Annotated in this window: 20 protein-coding genes and 1 riboswitch; of the genes, 2 read left to right on the top strand and 18 right to left on the bottom strand. The window is 46.5% G+C overall.

Going from position 1 to position 21102, the window contains the following annotated elements:
* Positions 1 to 6: 6 nt before the first annotated feature.
* Positions 7 to 1893, bottom strand: a complete 1887-nt coding sequence (locus DCM90_RS01125) for an ABC-F family ATP-binding cassette domain-containing protein (protein WP_109249522.1) — start codon at positions 1891 to 1893, stop codon at positions 7 to 9.
* Between the two features lie 15 nt (positions 1894 to 1908).
* Positions 1909 to 3108, bottom strand: a complete 1200-nt coding sequence (locus DCM90_RS01120) for a CCA tRNA nucleotidyltransferase (protein ID WP_109249521.1) — start codon at positions 3106 to 3108, stop codon at positions 1909 to 1911.
* Positions 3109 to 3274: 166 nt separating this feature from the next.
* Here DCM90_RS01120 and DCM90_RS01115 point away from each other — a divergent pair, with 166 nt between their 5' ends.
* Positions 3275 to 4183, top strand: a complete 909-nt coding sequence (locus DCM90_RS01115; protein ID WP_109249520.1) for a YitT family protein — start codon at positions 3275 to 3277, stop codon at positions 4181 to 4183.
* Between the two features lie 102 nt (positions 4184 to 4285).
* Entirely contained in the window at positions 4286 to 5110 is an 825-nt protein-coding gene (locus DCM90_RS01110; RefSeq protein WP_109249519.1) for a site-specific integrase, read from the top strand.
* 70 nt (positions 5111 to 5180) lie between these two features.
* Here DCM90_RS01110 and DCM90_RS01105 read toward each other — a convergent pair whose 3' ends face one another.
* The 16 genes from DCM90_RS01105 to pyk all read right to left on the bottom strand — a co-directional run bounded on the left by DCM90_RS01105 (position 5181) and on the right by pyk (position 20908).
* The gene (locus DCM90_RS01105; protein WP_109249518.1) at positions 5181 to 6440 is read right to left on the bottom strand and encodes a tetratricopeptide repeat protein; all 1260 of its coding nucleotides are present in this window, start codon (positions 6438 to 6440) and stop codon (positions 5181 to 5183) included.
* A gap of 87 nt (positions 6441 to 6527) precedes the next feature.
* Positions 6528 to 6803, bottom strand: a complete 276-nt coding sequence (gene hbs, locus DCM90_RS01100) for a non-specific DNA-binding protein Hbs (RefSeq protein WP_109249517.1) — start codon at positions 6801 to 6803, stop codon at positions 6528 to 6530.
* 242 nt (positions 6804 to 7045) lie between these two features.
* On the bottom strand, positions 7046 to 8353 hold the full coding sequence (gene der, locus DCM90_RS01095) for a ribosome biogenesis GTPase Der (RefSeq protein WP_109249516.1): 1308 nt from the start codon (positions 8351 to 8353) through the stop codon (positions 7046 to 7048).
* A 127-nt stretch (positions 8354 to 8480) separates the two neighbouring features.
* Positions 8481 to 9782, bottom strand: a complete 1302-nt coding sequence (gene rpsA / locus DCM90_RS01090) for a 30S ribosomal protein S1 (protein ID WP_109249515.1) — start codon at positions 9780 to 9782, stop codon at positions 8481 to 8483.
* Between the two features lie 71 nt (positions 9783 to 9853).
* The gene (gene cmk / locus DCM90_RS01085) at positions 9854 to 10552 is read right to left on the bottom strand and encodes a (d)CMP kinase (protein WP_109249514.1); all 699 of its coding nucleotides are present in this window, start codon (positions 10550 to 10552) and stop codon (positions 9854 to 9856) included.
* Between the two features lie 41 nt (positions 10553 to 10593).
* Positions 10594 to 11229, bottom strand: a complete 636-nt coding sequence (locus DCM90_RS01080) for a LysM peptidoglycan-binding domain-containing protein (RefSeq protein ID WP_109249513.1) — start codon at positions 11227 to 11229, stop codon at positions 10594 to 10596.
* Between the two features lie 79 nt (positions 11230 to 11308).
* Positions 11309 to 12745 carry a RecQ family ATP-dependent DNA helicase gene (locus DCM90_RS01075; RefSeq protein WP_165815167.1) on the bottom strand — a complete coding sequence of 479 codons (1437 nt, stop codon included), beginning with the start codon at positions 12743 to 12745 and terminating at the stop codon, positions 11309 to 11311.
* Positions 12742 to 13773 (bottom strand): helix-turn-helix domain-containing protein, encoded by a 1032-nt coding sequence (locus tag DCM90_RS01070; protein WP_165815166.1) that lies wholly within the window; start codon positions 13771 to 13773, stop codon positions 12742 to 12744. The genes DCM90_RS01075 and DCM90_RS01070 overlap by 4 nt, the downstream gene beginning before the upstream one ends.
* Before the next feature lie 73 nt (positions 13774 to 13846).
* Positions 13847 to 14443, bottom strand: a complete 597-nt coding sequence (locus DCM90_RS01065; protein WP_109249510.1) for an ECF transporter S component — start codon at positions 14441 to 14443, stop codon at positions 13847 to 13849.
* An 83-nt stretch (positions 14444 to 14526) separates the two neighbouring features.
* Positions 14527 to 14645: riboswitch (FMN riboswitch) on the bottom strand.
* 53 nt (positions 14646 to 14698) lie between these two features.
* The gene (locus DCM90_RS01060) at positions 14699 to 15424 is read right to left on the bottom strand and encodes a pseudouridine synthase (RefSeq protein WP_109249509.1); all 726 of its coding nucleotides are present in this window, start codon (positions 15422 to 15424) and stop codon (positions 14699 to 14701) included.
* Complete coding sequence (gene scpB, locus DCM90_RS01055) at positions 15424 to 16029, bottom strand: SMC-Scp complex subunit ScpB (protein ID WP_109249508.1); 606 nt, start codon at positions 16027 to 16029, stop codon at positions 15424 to 15426. The genes DCM90_RS01060 and scpB overlap by 1 nt, the downstream gene beginning before the upstream one ends.
* Position 16030: 1 nt before the next feature.
* Complete coding sequence (locus DCM90_RS01050; RefSeq protein WP_109249507.1) at positions 16031 to 16786, bottom strand: segregation and condensation protein A; 756 nt, start codon at positions 16784 to 16786, stop codon at positions 16031 to 16033.
* A complete protein-coding gene (locus DCM90_RS01045; protein WP_165815165.1) occupies positions 16779 to 17096 on the bottom strand; it encodes an N-acetyltransferase in 318 nt (105 codons plus the stop codon). The genes DCM90_RS01050 and DCM90_RS01045 overlap by 8 nt, the downstream gene beginning before the upstream one ends.
* Before the next feature lie 80 nt (positions 17097 to 17176).
* Entirely contained in the window at positions 17177 to 18073 is an 897-nt protein-coding gene (gene xerD / locus DCM90_RS01040; RefSeq protein ID WP_109249505.1) for a site-specific tyrosine recombinase XerD, read from the bottom strand.
* 3 nt (positions 18074 to 18076) lie between these two features.
* A complete protein-coding gene (locus DCM90_RS01035) occupies positions 18077 to 18970 on the bottom strand; it encodes a CvfB family protein (RefSeq protein ID WP_109249822.1) in 894 nt (297 codons plus the stop codon).
* A gap of 180 nt (positions 18971 to 19150) precedes the next feature.
* Positions 19151 to 20908, bottom strand: coding sequence for a pyruvate kinase (gene pyk / locus DCM90_RS01030; RefSeq protein ID WP_109249504.1), 1758 nt, complete (start codon positions 20906 to 20908; stop codon positions 19151 to 19153).
* Between the last annotated feature and the right edge of the window lie 194 nt (positions 20909 to 21102).

The raw sequence follows: 21102 nt of genomic DNA, 5'->3' as shown, positions 1-21102 counted from the left end.
ACCCTTCTAATTGACGTACTGACTTAAATAATCCCAGCGAGCCATCTTATCGTCAATGTCGGCATCCACTTGTTCTAACTGCTGTTGTAAATCAGCCAACTTATCGTAATTCATGCCATTTTGGCTCATGTCAGCTTCAATTTCGGCCTTCTTAGTTTCAAGCTGGTCAATGACTGATTCGATCCCGTCCCATTCCTGCTGTTCGGCATAGGTTAATTTCACCTTTTCCGCTGGCTTGGCCTTAGGCTTTCCCTTCGCTTTCTTTTCGGTCTTACTGTCATCCGCGGCTGGTTTTTGAGCCCGCTTAGTTAGTAAATCCGTAAATTGACCACTATACCGGTCAATTTTACCGTTGCCGTCAAACATTAAAATTCGGTCAGCAACTTTATCGAGAAAGTAACGATCATGGGAAACTGTGATGACGGTTCCGTTGAAATTTTGGACGTAGTTTTCCAATACGGTTAACGTACTAATATCAAGGTCATTGGTCGGTTCATCCAGTAACAGGACGTTGGGTTGCCCCATCAATAATTTGAGGAGGTAAAGCCGCCGTTTTTCACCCCCGGATAGCTTTCGTATGAGAGTTCCATGCATAAATCGAGGGAATAAGAACTGTTCCAGAAGTTCGGCCGCACTGACCGTTTCACCGTTTTTATTCGTCACATGATCCGCAACATCATTCAAGTAGTTAATCATGCGTTTATCCCCGGGAATTTCCTCAATTTGCTGGGTATAGTACGCCATCTTAACGGTTTCACCAATCTCAATCGTCCCTGAATCCAAGGTGAGATTACCCGCAATTACGTTGAGTAAGCTGGATTTACCGGCCCCATTTTCACCGCTAATTCCAATTCGTTCGCCACCCTGAATTAACTCACTAAAATCATTCAAAATGACTTTATTATCAAACATCAGGTTAGCATTTTTTAACTCAATTACTTTTTTACCGAGTCGCTGTTGACCTAGATTGATGGCGACGTCATGGTCTACCTGTCGGGTTCCCAGACTGCCTTCGATTTCGTTAAACCGGTTAATCCGCGCGTTCTGTTTGGTAGACCGAGCTTTAGCCCCGGCCTTCATCCAAGCGAGTTCCTGCTTATATAATTTCTGTTGTTTTCGTTCCGCAGCCTCTTCTAAATCCAACCGACTGGCCTTTTCACTGACGTAATCCTGATAGTTTCCTGCGTACGTGTATAAGCTTCCAAACGACAATTCCCATATTTGATTGGCAATTTGGTCTAAGAAGTAACGGTCATGAGTAACCACTAGCAATGCACCCTTATAGGTAGCTAAGTAGCTTTCTAACCAATCAATGGAATCAAAATCCAAGTGGTTCGTCGGTTCATCTAACAATAGTAAATCGGGGGCTTGGATGAGCACCTGCGCTAATCCGACCCGTTTAAGCTGGCCCCCGGAAAGTGTGCCAACCTTTTGATCTAGGTTCGTAATTTTAAGCTGCGTTAGAATAGTTTTAACGTCACTTTCAGCGGTCCAGGCATCTTCTTCATTCATCCGGGCTTCAGCATCCGCGTATTTTTGCTGCAGCTTTGGATCATCCGGATGATTTCCGTAATCGGCCAAAACCTTCTGGTAGTAGCGAATGGTTTTGAAAACAGATTGGGATCCCGCAAAAACAGCATCCATAACTGAAAGGTTAGGGTCTAATTCAGGGACCTGTTTGAGATAACCGATGGAATAATCCTTAGGGGTCTCAATGTCGCCAGACTGATCCAGAACCTCGTCGGCTAAGGTGTTAAGCAGGGACGTTTTTCCCGTGCCGTTGACCCCGATTAACCCAATTCGGTCGTTTTCGTTAATGATAAAGTTTAAATCTTCAAATAGTGTTTTTTCACCATAGGTTCGGTGAAGATGGTTAGCGCGCAATGTTTGCATAAATTCACTCTCTTATTAATCAGTTTGTTTAGCGGCAGCTAATAGCTGGGTTGGATCGTTGGCTATCTGTCCCAAAACGACCTGCTGCTCTAGGTTGGCTAAGATCTGTCCCAGCTGCGGACCCGGTTGAATTCCGGTCTGAATGAGGTCGCGTCCCGTAATTGCTAATTCTTTTTTGGTTTTAATCGGAAGCTCGTCATAGGCTTGTTCGAGTTCAGGTTGACGGTCTGGGGCACCTAATTCGTGTGCAACAAAGTTAGCCGCAAGAAGGTTCGCCCGCCCCGTCCGGTACAGCATTGTCGTCGCTAGTGATTCTTGAAGTAAGGTTTCGGCAGCCTTCGTAGCCAGCACTACGGCCTGGTTTAACACGTTAGACGTCTTCCAAGTCCGCATAAAACCGGCCGTTTCCGTACTAGTTAATTGAAAAGCCGTCGCAAGTAAGGTCCAAGCTGATAATTCATCGGGACAGGCTTGGGTCAACCGGTTGGAAATTCGGGAAAGGCCGGCGGGATACGCAGCAAAGGTTGGACAATAAGTCGCCAGATTCGTTTGCATAAAGGGGCTCCATCCCATTTGGGGAGCCTTTCCCGTTAAGAGTTTAATGAGTTCGACTTGAATTCGTTCGACAGCAATTTTAGTTAGTAATGCTGCATTATCCTTAATAGCCTGCTGAGTTTCTGGCTCGATGTTAAAGGCTAATTGGGACGCAAACCGGACCGCCCTCATCATGCGTAATGCATCTTCGTGAAAGCGTTCCTCTGGGTTGCCCACGGCCCGGATGACGTGGTGTTCCAAGTCGGCTAGACCATTAAACAAGTCAATAACGGTGCCGTCTTCCTTCATGGCCAATGCATTGATCGTAAAATCCCGTCGCTTTAAATCTTCCGCTAAATCACGGACAAAGGTGACCTCATCCGGCCGTCGAAAATCGGTGTACGTTGACTCAGACCGAAACGTCGTCGTTTCGTATCCTGTGCCATGGTCTAAAATCATGACGGTTCCATGATCGATTCCAGTATCCACCGTCCGGCTAAATAACCGTTTAACCTCTTCTGGATAGGCACTGGTGGCGATATCCACGTCATGCAGCGGTTTGCCTAAAATGGTATCTCGGACACACCCGCCCACGAAGTAGGCTTCAAAGCCAGCTGATTCAAGGGTTTGTAACACAGGCCGGGCCTGTTCAAATTCAATTGGCAACTCTTCTAATTTCATCCTATCTTCACCCTCTTTTATCTCGCCAAACTAACAAACAAACTAACTTATTTTCCCTTTTATCTTAACAGATTCTCGATTATCATGGAAATCGAATTCCAAAATAGGATCACCATTGAAGCTGTGCTATGATGGGACTATCAATCATCTTGCCGGGAGGTATTTTATGTCACAAACAATTAAAGAAAAGAAAAAGGAGGAGTCCGTCCGGTCCCTTGATTTCCTAATGATTGGAATTGGGACCGCAATGTATGCTTTCGGGCTCGTTTACTTTAATATTGCTAACCACTTAGCGGATGGCGGCGTTACCGGGATTACGTTGATTTTACGCTCTCTTTGGCATATTGATCCCGCCTACTCAACGTTAATCATTAACTTGCCCCTTATATGGATTGGTTACCGCTACCTCGGACGGCGATCCCTCATTTATACCGTCTACGGAACCGCAATGTTGGCGGCTTGGTTATGGATTTGGCAGCGGATTCCCATCCAAATTGACTTACATAACGACCTCTTATTAGCCGCTTTAGGGGCCGGTCTAATCGGAGGATTAGGGAGCGGGGTTGTGTATCGTTACGGGGGGACAACGGGTGGAACTGATATCATTGCCCGGCTTTTAGAACGGTTTAGGGGAATTCCCATGGGTCGCACCCTACTGGCCGTTGATGTGCTCGTTTTACTCCTGTCACTTGTTTATATTGATATTTTTCACATGGCGTACACTCTAATTTATTCCTATATTTTTGCTCACCTAGTTGATGTCATCCAAGATGGCGCTTATTCCGCTAAGGGGATCTACATTGTCAGTAAAAACTATCAGGAAATTACAAATGCAATTATGGATGAGTTGGAACGTGGCGTGAGTTTAATCGAAGCTGAAGGTGGGTATTCGCACGCTGAGCGAAAAATGATTTACGTTGTGATTGCGCCAAACGAACTTCATACGCTGCGGTTAATCATTGCTCGGTATGATGAGCAGGCCTTCGTTACAATTAACGACGTTCACCAAGCCATTGGTGAAGGTTTTTCCTATCAAGTTCCCCAACGTCGGTTATTTAAGCATAAAAATAGTTAAGTTCTTTAGGGGTTTGGTGACCGCGGGGTTTGCGGTCACCTTTTTTGTGTTATAATTTAAGTTAAAGTAAGAATGAACTTTTAAACATTGGAGGCGGATTTCATGACCACTCATTATCCCTACCAAGATTCGTTTGAAGCCGAATTAATGCGGCGGGGCCGAAAAGAAATTACAATTCGTGATTACAGTGCCACCCTAGCCGATTTATTTCATTACCTTTCCGAATTCAACACGGGCTACCAAAGTGACCATCGGGTTGCCACCCTGCTAGATCGTGACCTCGAGGACTACCTGATGATGCTTCAAACCAAACGTCACATTGAAAACTCCACCTATAACCGGATTCGTTCCCAGTTAACTACCTACTTTAAGTTCCTATTTCTTAACGGTAAAACGCCCCACTTACCCACCCTGACACTGGCTCATCAACCCTTAGAAACTAATTTAGCGGCAACCATTACTTGGCTATATCAGTTGGACGCCCTGCTCAGGGACGACCAATTAGCCTGGTATACGCGACTAACCCTGCTGCTATCTAGTCAGGGTTTTACGAGTGACGAATTTCTAACACCGGGATTTGCTGCAACCCACCAAAATGATCCATGGATGAAAGTTAACCAGCCTTTTTTCAACCAATTTAATCAGTTTTTGGCTCCCATCCAAGTCAAGCAGCAATCCGACGACTGGTTTTTAAAGCAACGGTTTAGTGCTGATCCCCATCTCACTCTCCCTGGCCTGCATAAATACCTAAAATCAGACGAAGCATACGTTGGTTTTTCATTGGCGCCCAGTAAGTTATACCGAAGTTACGTGCTTAATTTTCTTCGGACCCACCGGACATTGAGCAACATGGCGCTAGCCGATCAATTGCGGCTGGACCCGACCTCCCTAACCTATTACCAACAGTTGTTAGCAAAAATGGACTAACCATACTAAAAGGATCAATGAAATCATTCAGATTTCATTGATCCTTTTAGTATGGTTTCCCGTTCCAACGTTAGTTTTCGTAGGCTTCCCACATATACTGCATTTCTTCATCGTCAGGAACCAGCTGAACATAACGCGACAGCAGTTCGCGAACAACGTCAGTCTGCCCCATCTCACGGTAGAAATAAATGGCTGGCTTTAAGAAGTCGGGCTGGTCCATAAAGTATGGTCGGGCCTCATCATAGTACTTAGCTGCCTGTTCATATTGTTCTTCATGCGTATAGGCGGTCGCTAGGTTCCAGAAAAACTGGGGATCTAAGTCGTCCGACGCGGTATCCGCTAACAATAGGTCAATGGTTTCTTGCCACCGACCCTGCTTCACGTAGAGGTTGCTTAACTCTAGTGCCGCTGTGAGGTCATCTGGATCAAGTTCCGTGGCCTTCTTAAGGTATGTTTCAGCTAGGCTTTCATCACTCACCCGGGTCGCTAAGTGGGCAGCCTGCCGCCACAGCTTCTCGTTATATTGGTCGACACCTAAACCGACTTGAACCATTTTTAAGGCTTCATCTAGTTGATTTAACTGTTCCAGTGCCATCCCCAAGTACGGATATAGGGACGAGTACTGACTGTCGCTTTCTTGCAGGGCACCTAACACCTTAGCAGCCCGCTCAAAATCCTCTAGTTGGAGGTAGGTAAACCCAAGTTCAAACTGCACGTCGGGAGTCATATCCCCCTCGTGAATTTGCTCCAAATATCCGATGGCCTGTTCAAATCGGCCCGCCTCGGCATACGAAACCCCCAGCCGTTCGACGAGATTCACCCGCGACAGGTTGGTTACGCCGGATTTGATGAGGTCGAGGTATAGGGGAACGGCCCGATTAAATTCCCGCATGTTAAAGTAAAGTTCGGCTAAGGCAAACGTAATAACGGGCTCTTCAGGAGCTATATCCTGCGCTTCTAAGAGCTTTTGCTGACTGACCTCAAATAGTCCCTGAGTTTGGTACAAATCGGCAGAGACTAGCAGCGCCTGGACGTACGCCGTTGACTCTGGCTTAATTTGATTAAGGTAATCAAGCGCTACGTCCGTTTTATCTTCATCAATGGCAATGTCAGCCAAGTTAGTCCGCAGTTCATCTTCGTCAGGGTACTGTTTGAGCAATTTTTCATAAATTCGCCGGGACTGGTTTAAAAATCCCAGTCCATATAGTTCTTCGGCCAAACTAAACAGCGTTTCATCATCATCATGACGAAGTGCTGAATTGTAAGCCTTTTTAAAGTCGTCAAGTTGCCCCTTTTCCAGTTGATCTAGGGCCTGTTCGGCATAGCTCATCTGCCATTCCCCCTTGATTGTTTTATGGATACAAAAAGCCAGCCCGACATTACGCCGCACTGGCCACAACTGTCAATAAAGAGAACTTTATTTAACAGCATCCTTCAAAGCCTTACCTGGCTTAAATGCAGGGACTTTGCTTGCAGGAATTTGAATTTCTTCTCCAGTTTGTGGGTTGCGGCCCTTACGAGCGGCGCGTTCACGTACTTCGAAGTTACCAAAGCCGATAAGTTGTACCTTTTCGCCTTCAGCTAAAGTAGCTTGGATAGAATCAAACACTGCATCAACTGCAGCAGTTGCATCCTTCTTGGTTAAACCAGTTGCAGTTGCAACATCGTTAACTAATTGTGCCTTGTTTGCCATGTCAAATTCACCTCCCAGTGAAGAGTGATGACGAATCACCAATCTTAGGATCACCTTCAACCCTGTTGAAAGCGATGAAATAATAACGACCTGTCGTATCATTTCTTAATCAAAGATAGCACACGAAGCCTATTCTATCAAGGGTTTTAGCGGTTTTTATCAAAAAGTCAGTGAATTTGACCACATTTTAACTAATTTGGCCGTAATTTCAACTAAAACCGCCGGCTTACGCGTCATAACGCCTACTTTCGGGCGCGCTCAATCAGGTGAATTGGCGTACCCTCAAAATCGAAGTGGGCCCGAATCTGATTTTCCAGGAACCGTTCGTACGAAAAATGCATCATTTCGGGATCGTTCACGAACACAATAAAGGTTGGCGGCCCAACTGCAACTTGGGTGGCATAGTATACCCGCAGTCGTTTGCCGTTGACGGACGGCGTTGGGTTCAGGGCAATGGCGTCCATAATCACGTCATTCAGCGTTGATGACTGAACCCGTTTATTATGGTTCTCGGAGACGCGTTTAATCATCGCTGGCAACCGATCCAACCGCTGCCCGGTTTTTGCCGAAACGAAGACGATCGGTGCGTAGCTTAGATACTCAAACTGCTGCCGTATAAAGGCTTCAAAATCATCGATCGTATGCGTATCCTTCTTTAAGGCATCCCACTTGTTCACAACGATAATAATTCCCCGGCCCGCTTCGTGAGCATAACCCGCGACCTTCTTATCCTGCTCCCGAATGCCTTCCTCTGCGTTTAAAACAACTAAGACGACATCGGATTCATCAATCGCCTTCATGGCCCGCATCACGGAGTAACGTTCAGTATTTTCGTAAACCTTCCCCCGCTTCCGAATCCCAGCGGTATCCACCATGGTAAATTCACTACCGTCAGCCGTAAACTTAGTGTCAATGGCGTCCCTGGTGGTCCCAGCGATGTTTGACACAATCACCCGATCCTCACCAAGCATCTTATTGACTAACGATGATTTACCGACGTTGGGACGACCAATAAGGCTAAACCGAATCGAGTGATCCTCTTCCTGTTTTTCTTCGTCAGGAAATCCATCAATAACAGCATCTAAAAGATCCCCAACCCCGGTTCCGTGGACACTGGAAATGGGATACGGGTCCCCGAATCCAAGCGAATAAAAGTCATAAATATCCTCCCGCATTTCAAGGTTATCCGCTTTATTAACGGCTAACACCACAGGTTTATCCGACCGGTAGAGAATTTTAGCAACCTTTTCATCAGCGTCCGTTAGTCCTTCACGGGCACTGACAACGAAGACGATGACATCTGCTTCATCGATGGCGACTTCGGCCTGCGCCTGAATTTGAGTCACAAAGGGTTCATCGCCAATTTCAATTCCACCGGTATCAATCATTCGAAAGTCATGTCCCAGCCAATTAGCATGGGTATAAATCCGGTCACGGGTAACCCCCGGCGTATCTTCAACAATCGAAATCCGATCACCAGCAATCCGGTTAAATAACGTTGACTTACCAACGTTTGGTCGGCCAACAATTGCTACAATTGGATCTGCCATACTTTTCCCCTCACTTTCTGTTTATCGTTGATATTTAGTCGTAAACTAACGAAAGGGAGGCACACGCGAAAGCGTTTGTCCTCCCTTTCATCATATCATATGCGATTCACACAATAACTAAATCGAATTAGTCGTTGTCGTTATCGTCATCATCGTTCTTCAATGCGTCACCAATCAAATCACCCAAAGTAAATCCGGTTGATTCTTCTGGAGCGTTAGCAATTGAAGTTTCACGTGAACGTGACCGGTTGTTGTTGCTGCGACGGTTGTTAGACCGTCCACTGTTCCGGTGGCTTTCACTGCGATTACTGTTATTGTTGCTGTGGCTTTCTTCTTCATCAGCCCCTTCAGGAGCTTCTTCCAAAGCCTTCATGGATAAGCCAAGTCGGTGATCTTCAGGACGTACGTCTAAGACCTTAACTTGCACCTTATCGCCAACTGATAACACGTCAGATGGGTTATCAATGTGTTTGTGTGAAATCTGGGAAATATGAACCAGACCTTCGACACCTGGGAAGACTTCAACGAAGGCCCCAAAGTCAACTAAGCGTTTAACCGTTCCTTCAAGAACAGTACCAACGGCAGCCTTGTCTTCAATTCCATCCCATGGAGATGGGAGTGTTTGCTTGATTGATAATGAGATCCGGTCCCGATCTGGATCGATGGAAAGAACCTTAACGGTGACCTTTTCACCAGTCTTTAAGACGTCAGTTGGCTTGTTAACCCGGTCGTATGAAATTTCAGAAACGTGAACTAACCCATCAACACCACCGAGGTCAACGAAGGCCCCGAAGTTAGTTAAGCGAGCTACGGTTCCTTCAACAACATCGCCGGCAGCCAAGGTTGCCATCAATTCTTGCTTCTTTTCTTCACGTTCAGCCTGTACGATTGCCCGGTGACTTAAGATCAACCGGTTTTCGGCTGGGTTCACTTCAATGATCTTAAATTCAAGGTTTTGACCCTTGAATTGGTTTAAATCTTCAACAAAGTGATCCGAAACCATTGATGCAGGTACAAAACCACGAACGCCAGCGTCAACAACAAGTCCACCCTTAACCACTTGGGTTACTGGGGCTGTGATTGTTTCGCCAGCTTCGAATGCCTTTTGAATATCATCCCAAACCTGACGTTGTGCAAGCCGACGTTGTGATAACAGGTAACTTCCGCCTTCCTTATCGTTTCCAATCTTGGAAACAACAACAAGATCTAAGACGTCACCGACTTTAAATGGTTGATCGTTATCAGCCATGATTTCTTTTTTAGGAACGACACCTTCGATGCCCGTTTCGCCGATTCCGACGATTAATTGTTGGTCTTCGTCAATTGCTAAGATTTCACCCTTAACAACATCACCAATCTTGACTTCTTCAACGCTGTTTAAAGCGTTGAGCATGTCATTGCTTTCATTGCTCGTACCATTTTCACTCATGCGAAATTTCCTCCTTGCGACAACTCTAATAACCATTTTAGCTGAAAATGGTGATAAAAGCTAGTCCTAAGTTAGTTCTCTTCAGATTCTTTTTGTTTAATTGTTTGTTCAATGATTTCACATACCCGATTGACAACCGCGTCAATGCTCATCGACGTCGTATCCAGCCGCACAGCATCCTCAGCCTGGGTTAACGGTGATACCTTCCGGGTTGAATCTTTGTGGTCCCGAGTTTCGATTTCCGTCTTTAAAACGTCTAGCGGTGTATGGATCCCCTTTTCAGCGTTATCCTTAAACCGCCGTTCAGCCCGTTCGTCAACGCTGGCAACCATGAAAATCTTGACGTCCGCATTGGGTAGTACCGATGTGCCAATATCCCGGCCATCCATCACAATTCCGCCGGCCTGCGCAATTTCTCTCATCCGCTCAGTCAACTCAGCTCGCACGTTGCTTAACATCGAAACGGTGGAAACGTTATTTGTGACGGCTTCAGACCGAATGGCCATTGTAACATCTTCCCCATCCAAAAGTACTCGTTGAACCGGATCAGCCGGCCGAAAAGTGATGGTCGTTTCTTCTAACATGGCGCTCACGGCGTCATCGTCATCTAACGGAACGTTGGTACTCATAGCTTTGAGAGTGGTTGCCCGGTACATTGCCCCGGTATCGCAGTAAACGTAATGGAATCGTTTAGCAACCTGTTTGGCAACCGTACTTTTTCCAGCTGACGCTGGCCCATCTATTGCAACTTGTAATCCCTGTTTCTCCACTTTAAAGCGCTCCTAAACATAAAAATTCCTGACCAATACCACTACCGAACGCGTAGTTTTTGACCAGGGTGAATTTGTGACGCTGAACTTAACCCGTTCAAAGCCAATAGTTTTTCTTCTGAAATACCGGCGTTGGCTGCTACCCGATAAACTCCTTGACCTGCTTGAACGGTAGCGTATTGGGTATCCGAAGATTGTGTGGTAGACGAGCTGTTCTCTGCCGTTGAACTGGAAGTGGTCGTTTCGCTTTCCTGACTACTTGAAGTCGAACTCGAGGCTTTACTACTCGATTCCGTTGAAGATTTTTGCCTCTCGCTGGCCTCTTTTTCCGACGCTGCCTTTTCAGATTCGGACTTCTTAGAAGAAGCCGCAGACATTGAAGCTGCCTTCTTTTTATCCGCTGCCGATTCGCTGGCCGAACTTTTTTTAGTGGCCGTTGCCGCTACCTGATCGTCATTTGCGGGTCGGTTAGCAGCACTCTGACGGGCTAGGCCGTATACGAGTGATACTAGTGCAATGAGCACGATAATGGCAACTAGAATGGTTGTTACCAAGGCATTGTTATGATTTTGTTTGTGGATGCGGGTCCGAGACAGGTTACCTTGATCGTCACGGTCATCAGCAAACGTCTGATCCCACGGTTTATCCGTATTTTGTTCATCATGTTTCTGATTCATCGTTCAACCTCCCTAAAACTTACACTCGCTATTGTACCATACGAACAAAATGAAAACGCTATTCCTTTTGTTAATACTTTTATAAAAATAAGCTGGCCAACCGGCTCTGCCAGTTGCCTTTAACCGTCTGGGTTGGTTTTTGCTCGGTTTGTGAACCGAGCAGCGTTGGCACCGGCGTGTCCTCTCCGTTACAGCACTCGGCATTATGTGTCGGATAGGGTGCCGGTTGAAACTTTTGCAGTAAAATCTCCCGCCGACATCCCTGGGTGGTGACAAACGTCATCATTTCCTGAATTGCGGTTCGCCGGGCCTTCATTCGGTCACTAAAGAGTTGCTGGGCTGCCAACTCGTTAACCCCATGAGCTTGGTAAAATTTAAGGAGATCGACCTGTTCATCTTGACCATGAAATTGAGATGGGTGCTGATAAAACCGTTGAATCAGTGCTTCGTCCGGGATACTCGCTTGGCTTAGGCTCCAAGCAAATTGTTCGTCCCCGGGTTGGTAAAGCAGAATCGCAAGACTGGGCTGACCATCGCGGCCGGCCCGGCCAATTTCTTGGGAATAATTTTCTAAGTCGGTCGGCAGATGATAATGGATGACGAACCGAATATCAGCTTTATCAATCCCCATGCCAAACGCACTAGTTGCACAAATAACGTTAAGCTGACCAGCCATAAATTGCTGTTGAATTTTATACCGCTGTTCCCCGTCTAAATCTGCGTGGTACGGGGACGCCTCAACATTTTCCAGCTCATTTAAGTTCGCCGCCACTTGGTTTGCCGCCCGCTTACTAGAAAAGTAAACGACGCCAGGCTTGGGCAAACTCCGAACTAAGTCCGCTAGCCGTTGACCCTTTTCCCGATCAGAACTAACCGTTTCAACGGCCAAAAAGATATTTGCCCGGTTCACGGACGTCATGATCCGGTTGGCATTTGGAACCCCCAACCGTTGGATAATTTGCTCCTGAGTTTTTGAAGAGGCGGTGGCCGTTAGCATTAAGGTCAGGGGCTGGTTTAGCATCTTTCTGGCCTGACCGAGCAAGAGGTATTCTGGGCGGAAATCGGGACCCCACTGGGTAATGCAGTGGGCCTCATCGACCACGAACAAACTGATGTTCATCTGCCGCAGTCGCTCCTGAATTTCCGTTCGAACTAACATTTCGGGAGATAAAAAAACGATCCGATACTGATCTAACCGCTGAATTTGGCTTCGTCGTTCGGCTAAATCGGTTAATGACGTTAACGCAACGGTCTTTCGTCGCCCTGCTGCTTGTAGCCGGCCGACCTGGTCCTGCATGAGCGACAGCAAGGGCGATATCACGAGGACCGTTCCCGATTTGATCGTGGCATATAACTCGTAGATTAAGGTTTTCCCCGCTCCGGTTGGCAGAACTGCCAACGTATCGCGCCCCTGCATTAACGAAGCTAGGCTTTCTAGCTGTCCCGTTCGAAAGGTTTTAAACCCAAACTCCCGGTCTAACGCCTCGTAAAGTTGGGATTCCAATTGTTCACTCATGTTTCCTTCGTCCTCCATACCTGGTACAGCCGAAACCAAAAAAAGTCCCAGTCTAATCCAGCTTCCATTATGTCTTGAAACTGCCAATCATCCATCTGGGCCTCATCCGGATAGAGCTGCCGGAGTTGATCCGTTCGGCTTCCTAACAGCGCGGCATAGGGAAATTGTGCCAGGGGCAAGATAATCGCCGCCTCTAAAAGGTGTTCTCGCACCGTACCAATTTTCAGACCATACTGTTGGGCAATTTCGCCTAACGTCCGGCCCCTTTGAAACTGATTAAACGTTGTCATGGCTCCCCGACTGAGCGGAAACCGTACTAGGTCGCCGACAAGATCCTGGATTAGTGGAAGCTCCCCGGCGGATCCAAGTTGCGCCATCCGGGTGAGAACATCAAAGCGTTCTGCTAGGATGCTTGCAACCGGCATTTTACTCGCCTGGCTAATTTGGCTTAAAGTTTCGCCCGGTTGATCATGACCAATTAACTGACGAACAAAGTCGTCCGCCGTCTGTACCGAAACCCCGTTCAATACCCGTTCTAATTCCTGATAAAACTTCTGGCCCAGTGAATCCGACTTATTCCGCCTAAACCACTGTTTAACCTGCCCCATCGTTTCAAAATCCGTTTCATACGGAAAATACCGAGATTGGTGCACCCGATATTCTGACACAACCTGGCCCGCCAGTAGCAGCCGCTGCATGGTGCGTCCTAGGTCCACGTTAAGCCAGCCAGAATAAAATTGCGGATGATAGGCCTCGGTCAACCCTGCGGTCTTCAGCTGTTGACCAGTGGGTGTAAGCAGGATTTGCTGATTCGTCCGAATCGCGTGGCCCGCATCGATTTCAGTTTGGACTTCCCGTTCCAATTGATGACGGTTCAGATTTTTTTGACTTCCCAACAGGGGCAATAAACCGTAACGCAGGCCCCAAAATAGCGTAGAAACTGTTTTCTTACCCGCAAACGTATTTTCAATTACCCGAATCCGGCGGGCCTGATGCTGATCAAATAACCATAGGATCGAATGTGTCACGTTCATTGCCCCCCTTCTCCATTAGTTTACCATACTAAAAAATCCGGTTAATTACCGGATTTTAAGGGATCTTTTAAAATTGATTCCGGTGGGTCGCAATCCAGCCGTTCATTCGCTGCATCATAAAGATAAACACGATCCCAATAATCACACCCTTAAGCAAGTTAAACGGGATTACCCCTAACAGAACCAGCTTGCTTAACGGCATCCCAATCGACATGTGCAGAACGTTCAGATACAGTGGTGTGATCACCAACCAGTTAGCTAATGCCATGACCACTGTTAACGTTAAGGTTCCAACCAGGACCGAGACGATTGCACGTCTTAAAAAGGTCTGATTCTTTAACGCCTTAGCCGTCCAGTAGATAGGGAGCATAAAGGCGAGGGCCGCAATAAAGGCGGTCCCAACACCAATCAGGTTAGGAATATCAACCCCGGTTGTCACAAAATATAGCAGTGCTTCAATGGCGCTTACTAAAATGGCCTCGGTAGGTCCTAAGATGACCATTGCAAGTAAGATCACCACTTCACTAAAGTCTAATTTCATGTAACTGACAAACGGAATGATTGGGAACGATAAAAACATTAAGATATACGCACAACAGGCAAACAATGCCACCTGAACCATGGTTCGAACACTAAATCGAGTGTGATGAGTTCCGTTAACCATTAGAGTTCCTCCTTAGAAACTCACCTTCAGAGACACAAAAAGAGTTCTACACGTAGGCAGAACTCATTCAGTGGTCGACGCAGTTCCATCTTCTGCCTACCAGACTTTACTGTCGGTTTCGGAGTTGCACCGAATCAACCGCTCACGCGGGTCGCGGACTATTACCGCCGGTCGGGAATTGCACCCTGCCCTGAAGATGATCATGTTAAATTATTTACTAACTATTATAAAAGATCCTTACTAAATGTCAACTGCTTATTTCTTTGGCGCCACAATCCGCTTTAACTCTTGAACTTCCTTTGGATTCAACCGGCGAAAATCGCCCGATTGAACTCCCGCTAACGTTAAAAACGCGTATTTTTCCCGGGTCAGTTTAACCACCGGGTGACCAACGGCAGCCAACATGTTCTTAACCTGATGGTTACGCCCTTCGTGCAACGTTAGTGAAACGATTGCCGTCTTCTTTTCTTTATCACTTGATCTGAGTTTGGCCTTAGCGGGGGCCGTTTGTTTCCCCTCCACGACGACCCCTTGACGTAAGGCTTTCATATCATCGTTGCTGGGAATCCCTTCTACCTTTGCCACGTAGTCCTTCTCCACCCCGTATTTAGGGTGGGTCAGTTCATTAGCTAACTGACCGTCGTTGGTTAATAATAGCAGCCCGGACGTATCATAATCTAAGCGACCAACCGGATAGATCCGCTGGCTAACACCCTCAATACAATCCAAAACCGTTTTGCGCCCCTTCTCGTCGTTAGCCGTAGAAACCACTCCGCGGGGTTTGTTTAGTAAAATATAAATGGGTTCTTCCGCCGCAATGGGAATATTATCCACTGCAATCTCGTCGTGAAGTCCAACCTTGACGCCAAGTTCAGTCACAACCTGACCGTTAACCTTAACGTGACCGCTGGCGATTAATTGTTCGGACTGGCGCCTTGAAGCAACACCCGCGTGGGCAAGTACCTTTTGTAAACGTTCCATTACTCTTCTCCTAATTCTTCATCTTCGCTCGAGCTTTCTAACTGCTGGTTAAACGCCGTTAGGAATAGTTCACTACTGTCAGCTTCTGCTGGCTCCGATTGATCTGGCAGTGGCGGTAACTCATCGATTGACTTTAACCCAAAGTAGTCTAAAAAGGTCGGCGTAGTCTGATAAACCTTGGGCCGCCCTGGTTCATCTAACCGCCCGGATGCATCAATTAACCGGCGAAGCACTAATTTTTGCACGGTGGAGCTGCTTTGAACTCCCCGAATCTCATCAATTTCAATTCGTGTAATGGGTTGCTGGTAAGCGACAATCGCTAAAACTTCCAGCGAAGCTGGTGATAAACTCGTGGACAGCGGCGTCTCAAAGTATTTTTTGACTAGATCGCTTAATTCCGCCTTGGTGGCTAACCGATAATGGTCCTCCGAAATTAAAACTTCGATGGCTGAATCCGGGTTAACCGCATATTTTTGGGATAGGGTTTCCAAAAGATCATGAACGGCCGGCCGCATAAATCCGGTTGCCCGAACGAGTTGATCTAACGTAATCCCTTCATCCCCGCTAATAAATAGCAGGGCCTCAATTTGTTCTAGGTTTGTCATCCTATGTCTCACTCTCTACGTACATTAATTCTAAAGGGGCCCCATCCGTTTTTTGCTGCAACATCAATTGATGCTGCCGGGTCAATTCTAACAGGGCAATAAAGGTGGTCACCACTTCCTCCATTTGAGGATGGTTGGAAAATAAGTGTTTAAACGCAACGGGGGTTTGTGGTCGTTCTTTAAGCCGCGTTAAAATTGTCGTCATTTGCCCCGCAACCGTAAATTGTTCACCGTTAATCGTTCGGGTCATCGGTTGTTCCGCCTTAACCCGGGTGGCCATGTCCAAAAATGCCGTTTGTAATCGCGCCAACGTTAATCCCGGTCGAACCGAATGCAAGTTTAGGCCCTTGGGCACGGCCATTTCCGGCCGGGTAAACTGTTGCTGCCGATCTCGTTCCCGTTCTTGTAAGGTATGGGCGGCTTCCTGAAACCGTTTGTATTCCAGTAATTGGGTCACTAATTCCTCACGGGGATCGCCTTCATACTCATCTTCTTGATCAGCAAGTACGGGGGTCTTTGGCAGCAGCATCTTGGCTTTTATCGCCATCAACGTCGCCGCCATCACAAAGTATTCTCCCGCAACATCGAGCTGATGATCCTGCATCGAATTTAGGTACCCGACGTACTGTTCCGTGATGGTTGAAATTTGAATATCATAAACATCCATTTCTGAAGCCTTAATCAAGTGCAGTAATAAGTCTAGCGGGCCGTCAAAATCATCCAGGTGTAAGGTCGGCTGGTTAAAGGTTTCACTCATGTGCTTGTTCCCACCTCATTACCTCGTTGGCGTAGGGCAGCGTACACATCACCCGTTGATCCGGATACTCCCGGTCTAATTCATCTAGAATCGTATTGATATCCGTCTCATTATTAGCCGCTGGCGTTAAACTCATTTCGTTTACCACGACAAAATCGGTACTTAGTTCGACTCCAATGACCCCGTTATAATTATCGTGGTTATCACGCCACAAAAAGAGTGCCCGTTCATGACTTTCGGTATACCAACTCAGTTCTGATTGAACTAATGGTAAACTCTTTAGGTCCGGTTGGAGGGATAAAAAACCCATTGCAAGCTTTTGATATTCAGTTCGATATTTAACTAGCACCCTAACGACCTGCCTTTCTTAGTTAGAACTTATAGTTCGTTTTATGCCCGGGGATGAGAATGGTCATAGACCTCAGTTAACCGTTTTTGAGATAAATGAGTATAAAGCTGGGTGGTTGAAATATCCGAATGCCCCAACAATTCCTGGACGATCCTTAGATCCGCACCATTTTCCAGAATGTGGGTTGCAAACGAGTGCCGCAGCGTGTGGGGAGTGACGTCCTTCTTAATCCCCGCAATGGTAACGTAGTGCTTTATCTTTTGCCATATGGCCTGTCGGCTTAATCCACTCCCGTGGGCGTTTAAGAAAAGGTAGGGGCTTCGATTTTCCCGGGCCAGCTGCGGCCGACAATCCGTTAAGTATCGGTTGATCCAGTCAATTGCGACGTCCCCAATTGGAACGATCCGTTCCTTATCCCCCTTACCCAGGGTTTGGATTAAACCCATTTCTAAGTGTAGGTCGTCCAGTTTAAGGTGAACCAATTCGCTTACCCGTAGGCCGGTCGCATACATAACTTCCAAAATGGCCCGGTCACGCAATTCTAACTTTTTACTGGGGTCTGGCGCTGCCAGTAACCGGTCCACTTCGGCCGGAGTCAGGACCGCGGGTAAGTGACTAGCCTGCTTAGGCGCCTGCACATTCGTCATGGGGTCAGTCTCCAGCTGGTCAAAAACCACCAGGTATTTAAAAAACTTTCGGAGGGAGGAAACCATCCGAATAACGGAATTCCGTGACTTTCCAATCTGATGTTGTTCCTCTAAAAAGCCGGTAATCTCGTCTTCAGTGACGTCACTAAACCGCAAGATATACTGCTGATCTAAATATCGGTTAAATTGTTTTAAGTCTAACCGGTAGCTTTGACACGTATTGTCGCTCAATCCCTGGGAAACTCGCAGATCCTGCAAATAATTTTCAATTTTTTCCCGTTTATGATCCATTGGCTAATCCTCAGGATGTTCTTGGTCATTCACAGCTGCTTCAACTAATGAAATCTGACCATCCTTCTGAACGATTTGGCGATCCTTTAGTAAATGTCCAACGGCCCGCTTAAACGCACCCTTGCTTAACCCAAAATAGGCTTTAATTTCATCGGGGTTCGATTTATCCGTAAAGGGTAACGAACCCGTTTGGGAGTGCTGCAAGGCAGCGTACAACATCGCTGAGTCATCATCAATTGCTTGATAGGCCCGGGGTTTTAGCGAAAGGTTGAGGGACCCGTCCTGATGAATACCAATTACACGGGCCTTTAAGGGTTCGCCTAACCGGGGCTCCCTTTCCCGTTCCGACGGGTGAACAAACCCGAGTTGATACCCCTTGGAGATAACCCGGGTTCCCGCCATCTTTAACCGGTAAGGAATCACTTCCACATCCCGGTTCATCATGTGTTTATTACCCGGTTGGGCAATGGCCTGAAAGATTTCTTCATCGGCCAGCACGCCCCACATCCGGTGCTTACTATCAACTCGAATGGCAATCATCAGTTGATCCCCAGTTTGAGGCCAAATTTCAGCAATGGTCGGTAAATCATCAACGCTCACCACGATATCCTTGTTGGGGAGCCCAATATTCACAAACACACCGAGGTTATGTTGTGTCCTCACTACCGTCCCAAAAGCATAATGATCAACCTGAACCTTAGGCGCATTCCGAGTCAACTGCATGTGGTGCGTTTCATTTTCGTAGGCGAAGCCCTTAAACTGACTGCCCAATTTTAACGGCTTCTGAATTTCCGTTTTATTCAGCAGAAAGGTCGCTCCATCCACTTGAACAAAGTAATTTTGATCGTTTTCATCGGTAACCTTGCCCGTTACAATCCGACCAAGCATTTCACTTATTTGCATTTATCGTTCTTCCGTTCATCTTAGATTTACTCTTCATTTTACACGGTTTTACCCGAAAGTTCGACCTTAATCCCATAAAATCATTGCTGCAGACTCAAAAGACAATAAAAGGGTGCCCCGTAATGGGACACCCTTTTACCACCTTACCACATGGGCTTGATGAATTTCTTCAACTTAAAGTGCGTTTGATGCACCATGGTAAACCATCCCACGGCGTGAATCAACGGTGATCACTTCACCATCGGAAATTTTTTCGGTTGCGCCTGTCGCACCAACAATTACTGGAATTCCCATAGAAATTCCAACAACAGCAGCGTGAGAAGTTAAACCACCATTTTCAACAATTAAAGCACTGGATTTTTCAATGGCTGGTAAGTAAGCCTTGTCCGTTGTAGAAGTAACTAATACGCCACCTTCAACGGCCTTTTGGTTGGCTTCGTCAGCATTGTGTGCAATGACGGCTTTGCCAATAACGGTTTCATCGCCAACGCCTTGACCTTGAACCAGCTTTGAACCGATTAATTGAACCTTCATCAAGTTAGTTGTCCCAGTTTCGTTAACGGGAACCCCTGCGGTGATTAAGATTAAATCGCCTTCCTTGGCTAATCCAGTTTCAACGGCCTTAGAAGCAGCTAAGTCAAACATGTCATCCGTGTTAGCTGGTTGGTCAGCAACGATTGGGTAAACTCCCCAGTTAACCATCAACCCGCGACGAACACGATCGTCGAATGTGATAGCTAAGATATCAGCATTTGGCCGGTACTTAGAAATCATCCGGGCAGTGTAACCTGACTTAGTGGCTGCCACAATGGTCTTGATTCCTAATTCATCAGCAACCTTGGCAACTGAAGCACCTAATGATTCAGTCACATCACCGGTAGCAAAGTTAGGGTTATCACGACCGAAATCAGGTAAAGCAGATTCAGCCTTTTGATCAATTCGAGCCATGGTTTGAACGGCTTCAACTGGGTAATCCCCGTTGGCACTTTCACCTGAAAGCATGGTTGCATCCGTACCATCAAAGACGGCGTTAGCAACGTCAGAAGCTTCGGCACGCGTTGGACGTGGGTTTTCCTCCATGGAATCAAGCATTTGGGTTGCTGTGATAACTGGCTTGCCTAATTCGTTACACTTCCGGATTAAAGTCTTTTGAACCAACGGTACGTTTTCAGTTGGAATTTCAACACCCATGTCACCACGAGCAATCATTAAACCGTCTGATACCTTGATGATGTCATCAAAGTTGTTGATTCCTTCTTGAGATTCGATCTTAGGGAAGATTTGAACGTCTTCCATGTTTTTAGCTTCAAGTAAGGCCCGAATGTCTAAAACATCTTGTGGCTTACGAACAAAAGATGCCGCAATGAAGTTAATGCCTTGGTCTAAACCAAAGTTAATGTCATCCGTATCCTTTTCGGTAATCCCAGGTAAGTTAATGGAAACACCAGGAGCGTTAACCCCTTTACGTGAGCCTAAAACCCCGTTGTTTTGGGCAGTAACAACTAATTCCTTAGTTGCGTCATCCTTTTGATCAACAACGGTATCAAGCAAACCATCATCAAACAAAACGTGACCGCCTTCGTGAACATCGTCAAAAAGGCCTGGGTAAGTGACAGCAATCTTGTCATGGTCACCTTCGATAGAAGCATCCATCGAAATCCGGAACTGGTCGCCGGTGTTGAATTGGATTTTACCTTCCTTTTCAACGGTTGTCCGAATTTCAGCACCCTTAGTATCTAACATAATACCAACGGTCTTTCCGGTAATTTTTTCAGCTTCGTGCACGTTAGTCATCCGACCTAAATGTTCTTCGTGATCACCGTGGGAAAAGTTGAAACGGAAAATGTTTGCGCCGGCTTGGATTAATTTAACAATTGTGTCAACATCCGTACTGGCAGGACCAAGCGTACTTACGATCTTGGTTTTCTTCATAAGAAATATCTCTCCTTTGATAATGGCACAAACCTCTGGCACTTGCTGAGCAAATGTCCAGAATTTGTTTGGCTCAAATTTGGCTCCACGAATATTCTAGCACTTTAAAAAACTGGTGTCAGTTACTTCCAACAAGTTTTCTCCTAATCCCGCCCTTTTTTTGTAAAGTAAGCGGTTTCCTTATTTTAACGGAT

It is taken from the genome of Levilactobacillus bambusae, assembly GCF_003124125.1.
Taxonomy (GTDB): Bacteria; Bacillota; Bacilli; order Lactobacillales; family Lactobacillaceae; genus Levilactobacillus; species Levilactobacillus bambusae.
Note: the sequence above shows the minus strand (reverse complement) of the source record. Positions and strands in the feature narration are given on the sequence as shown.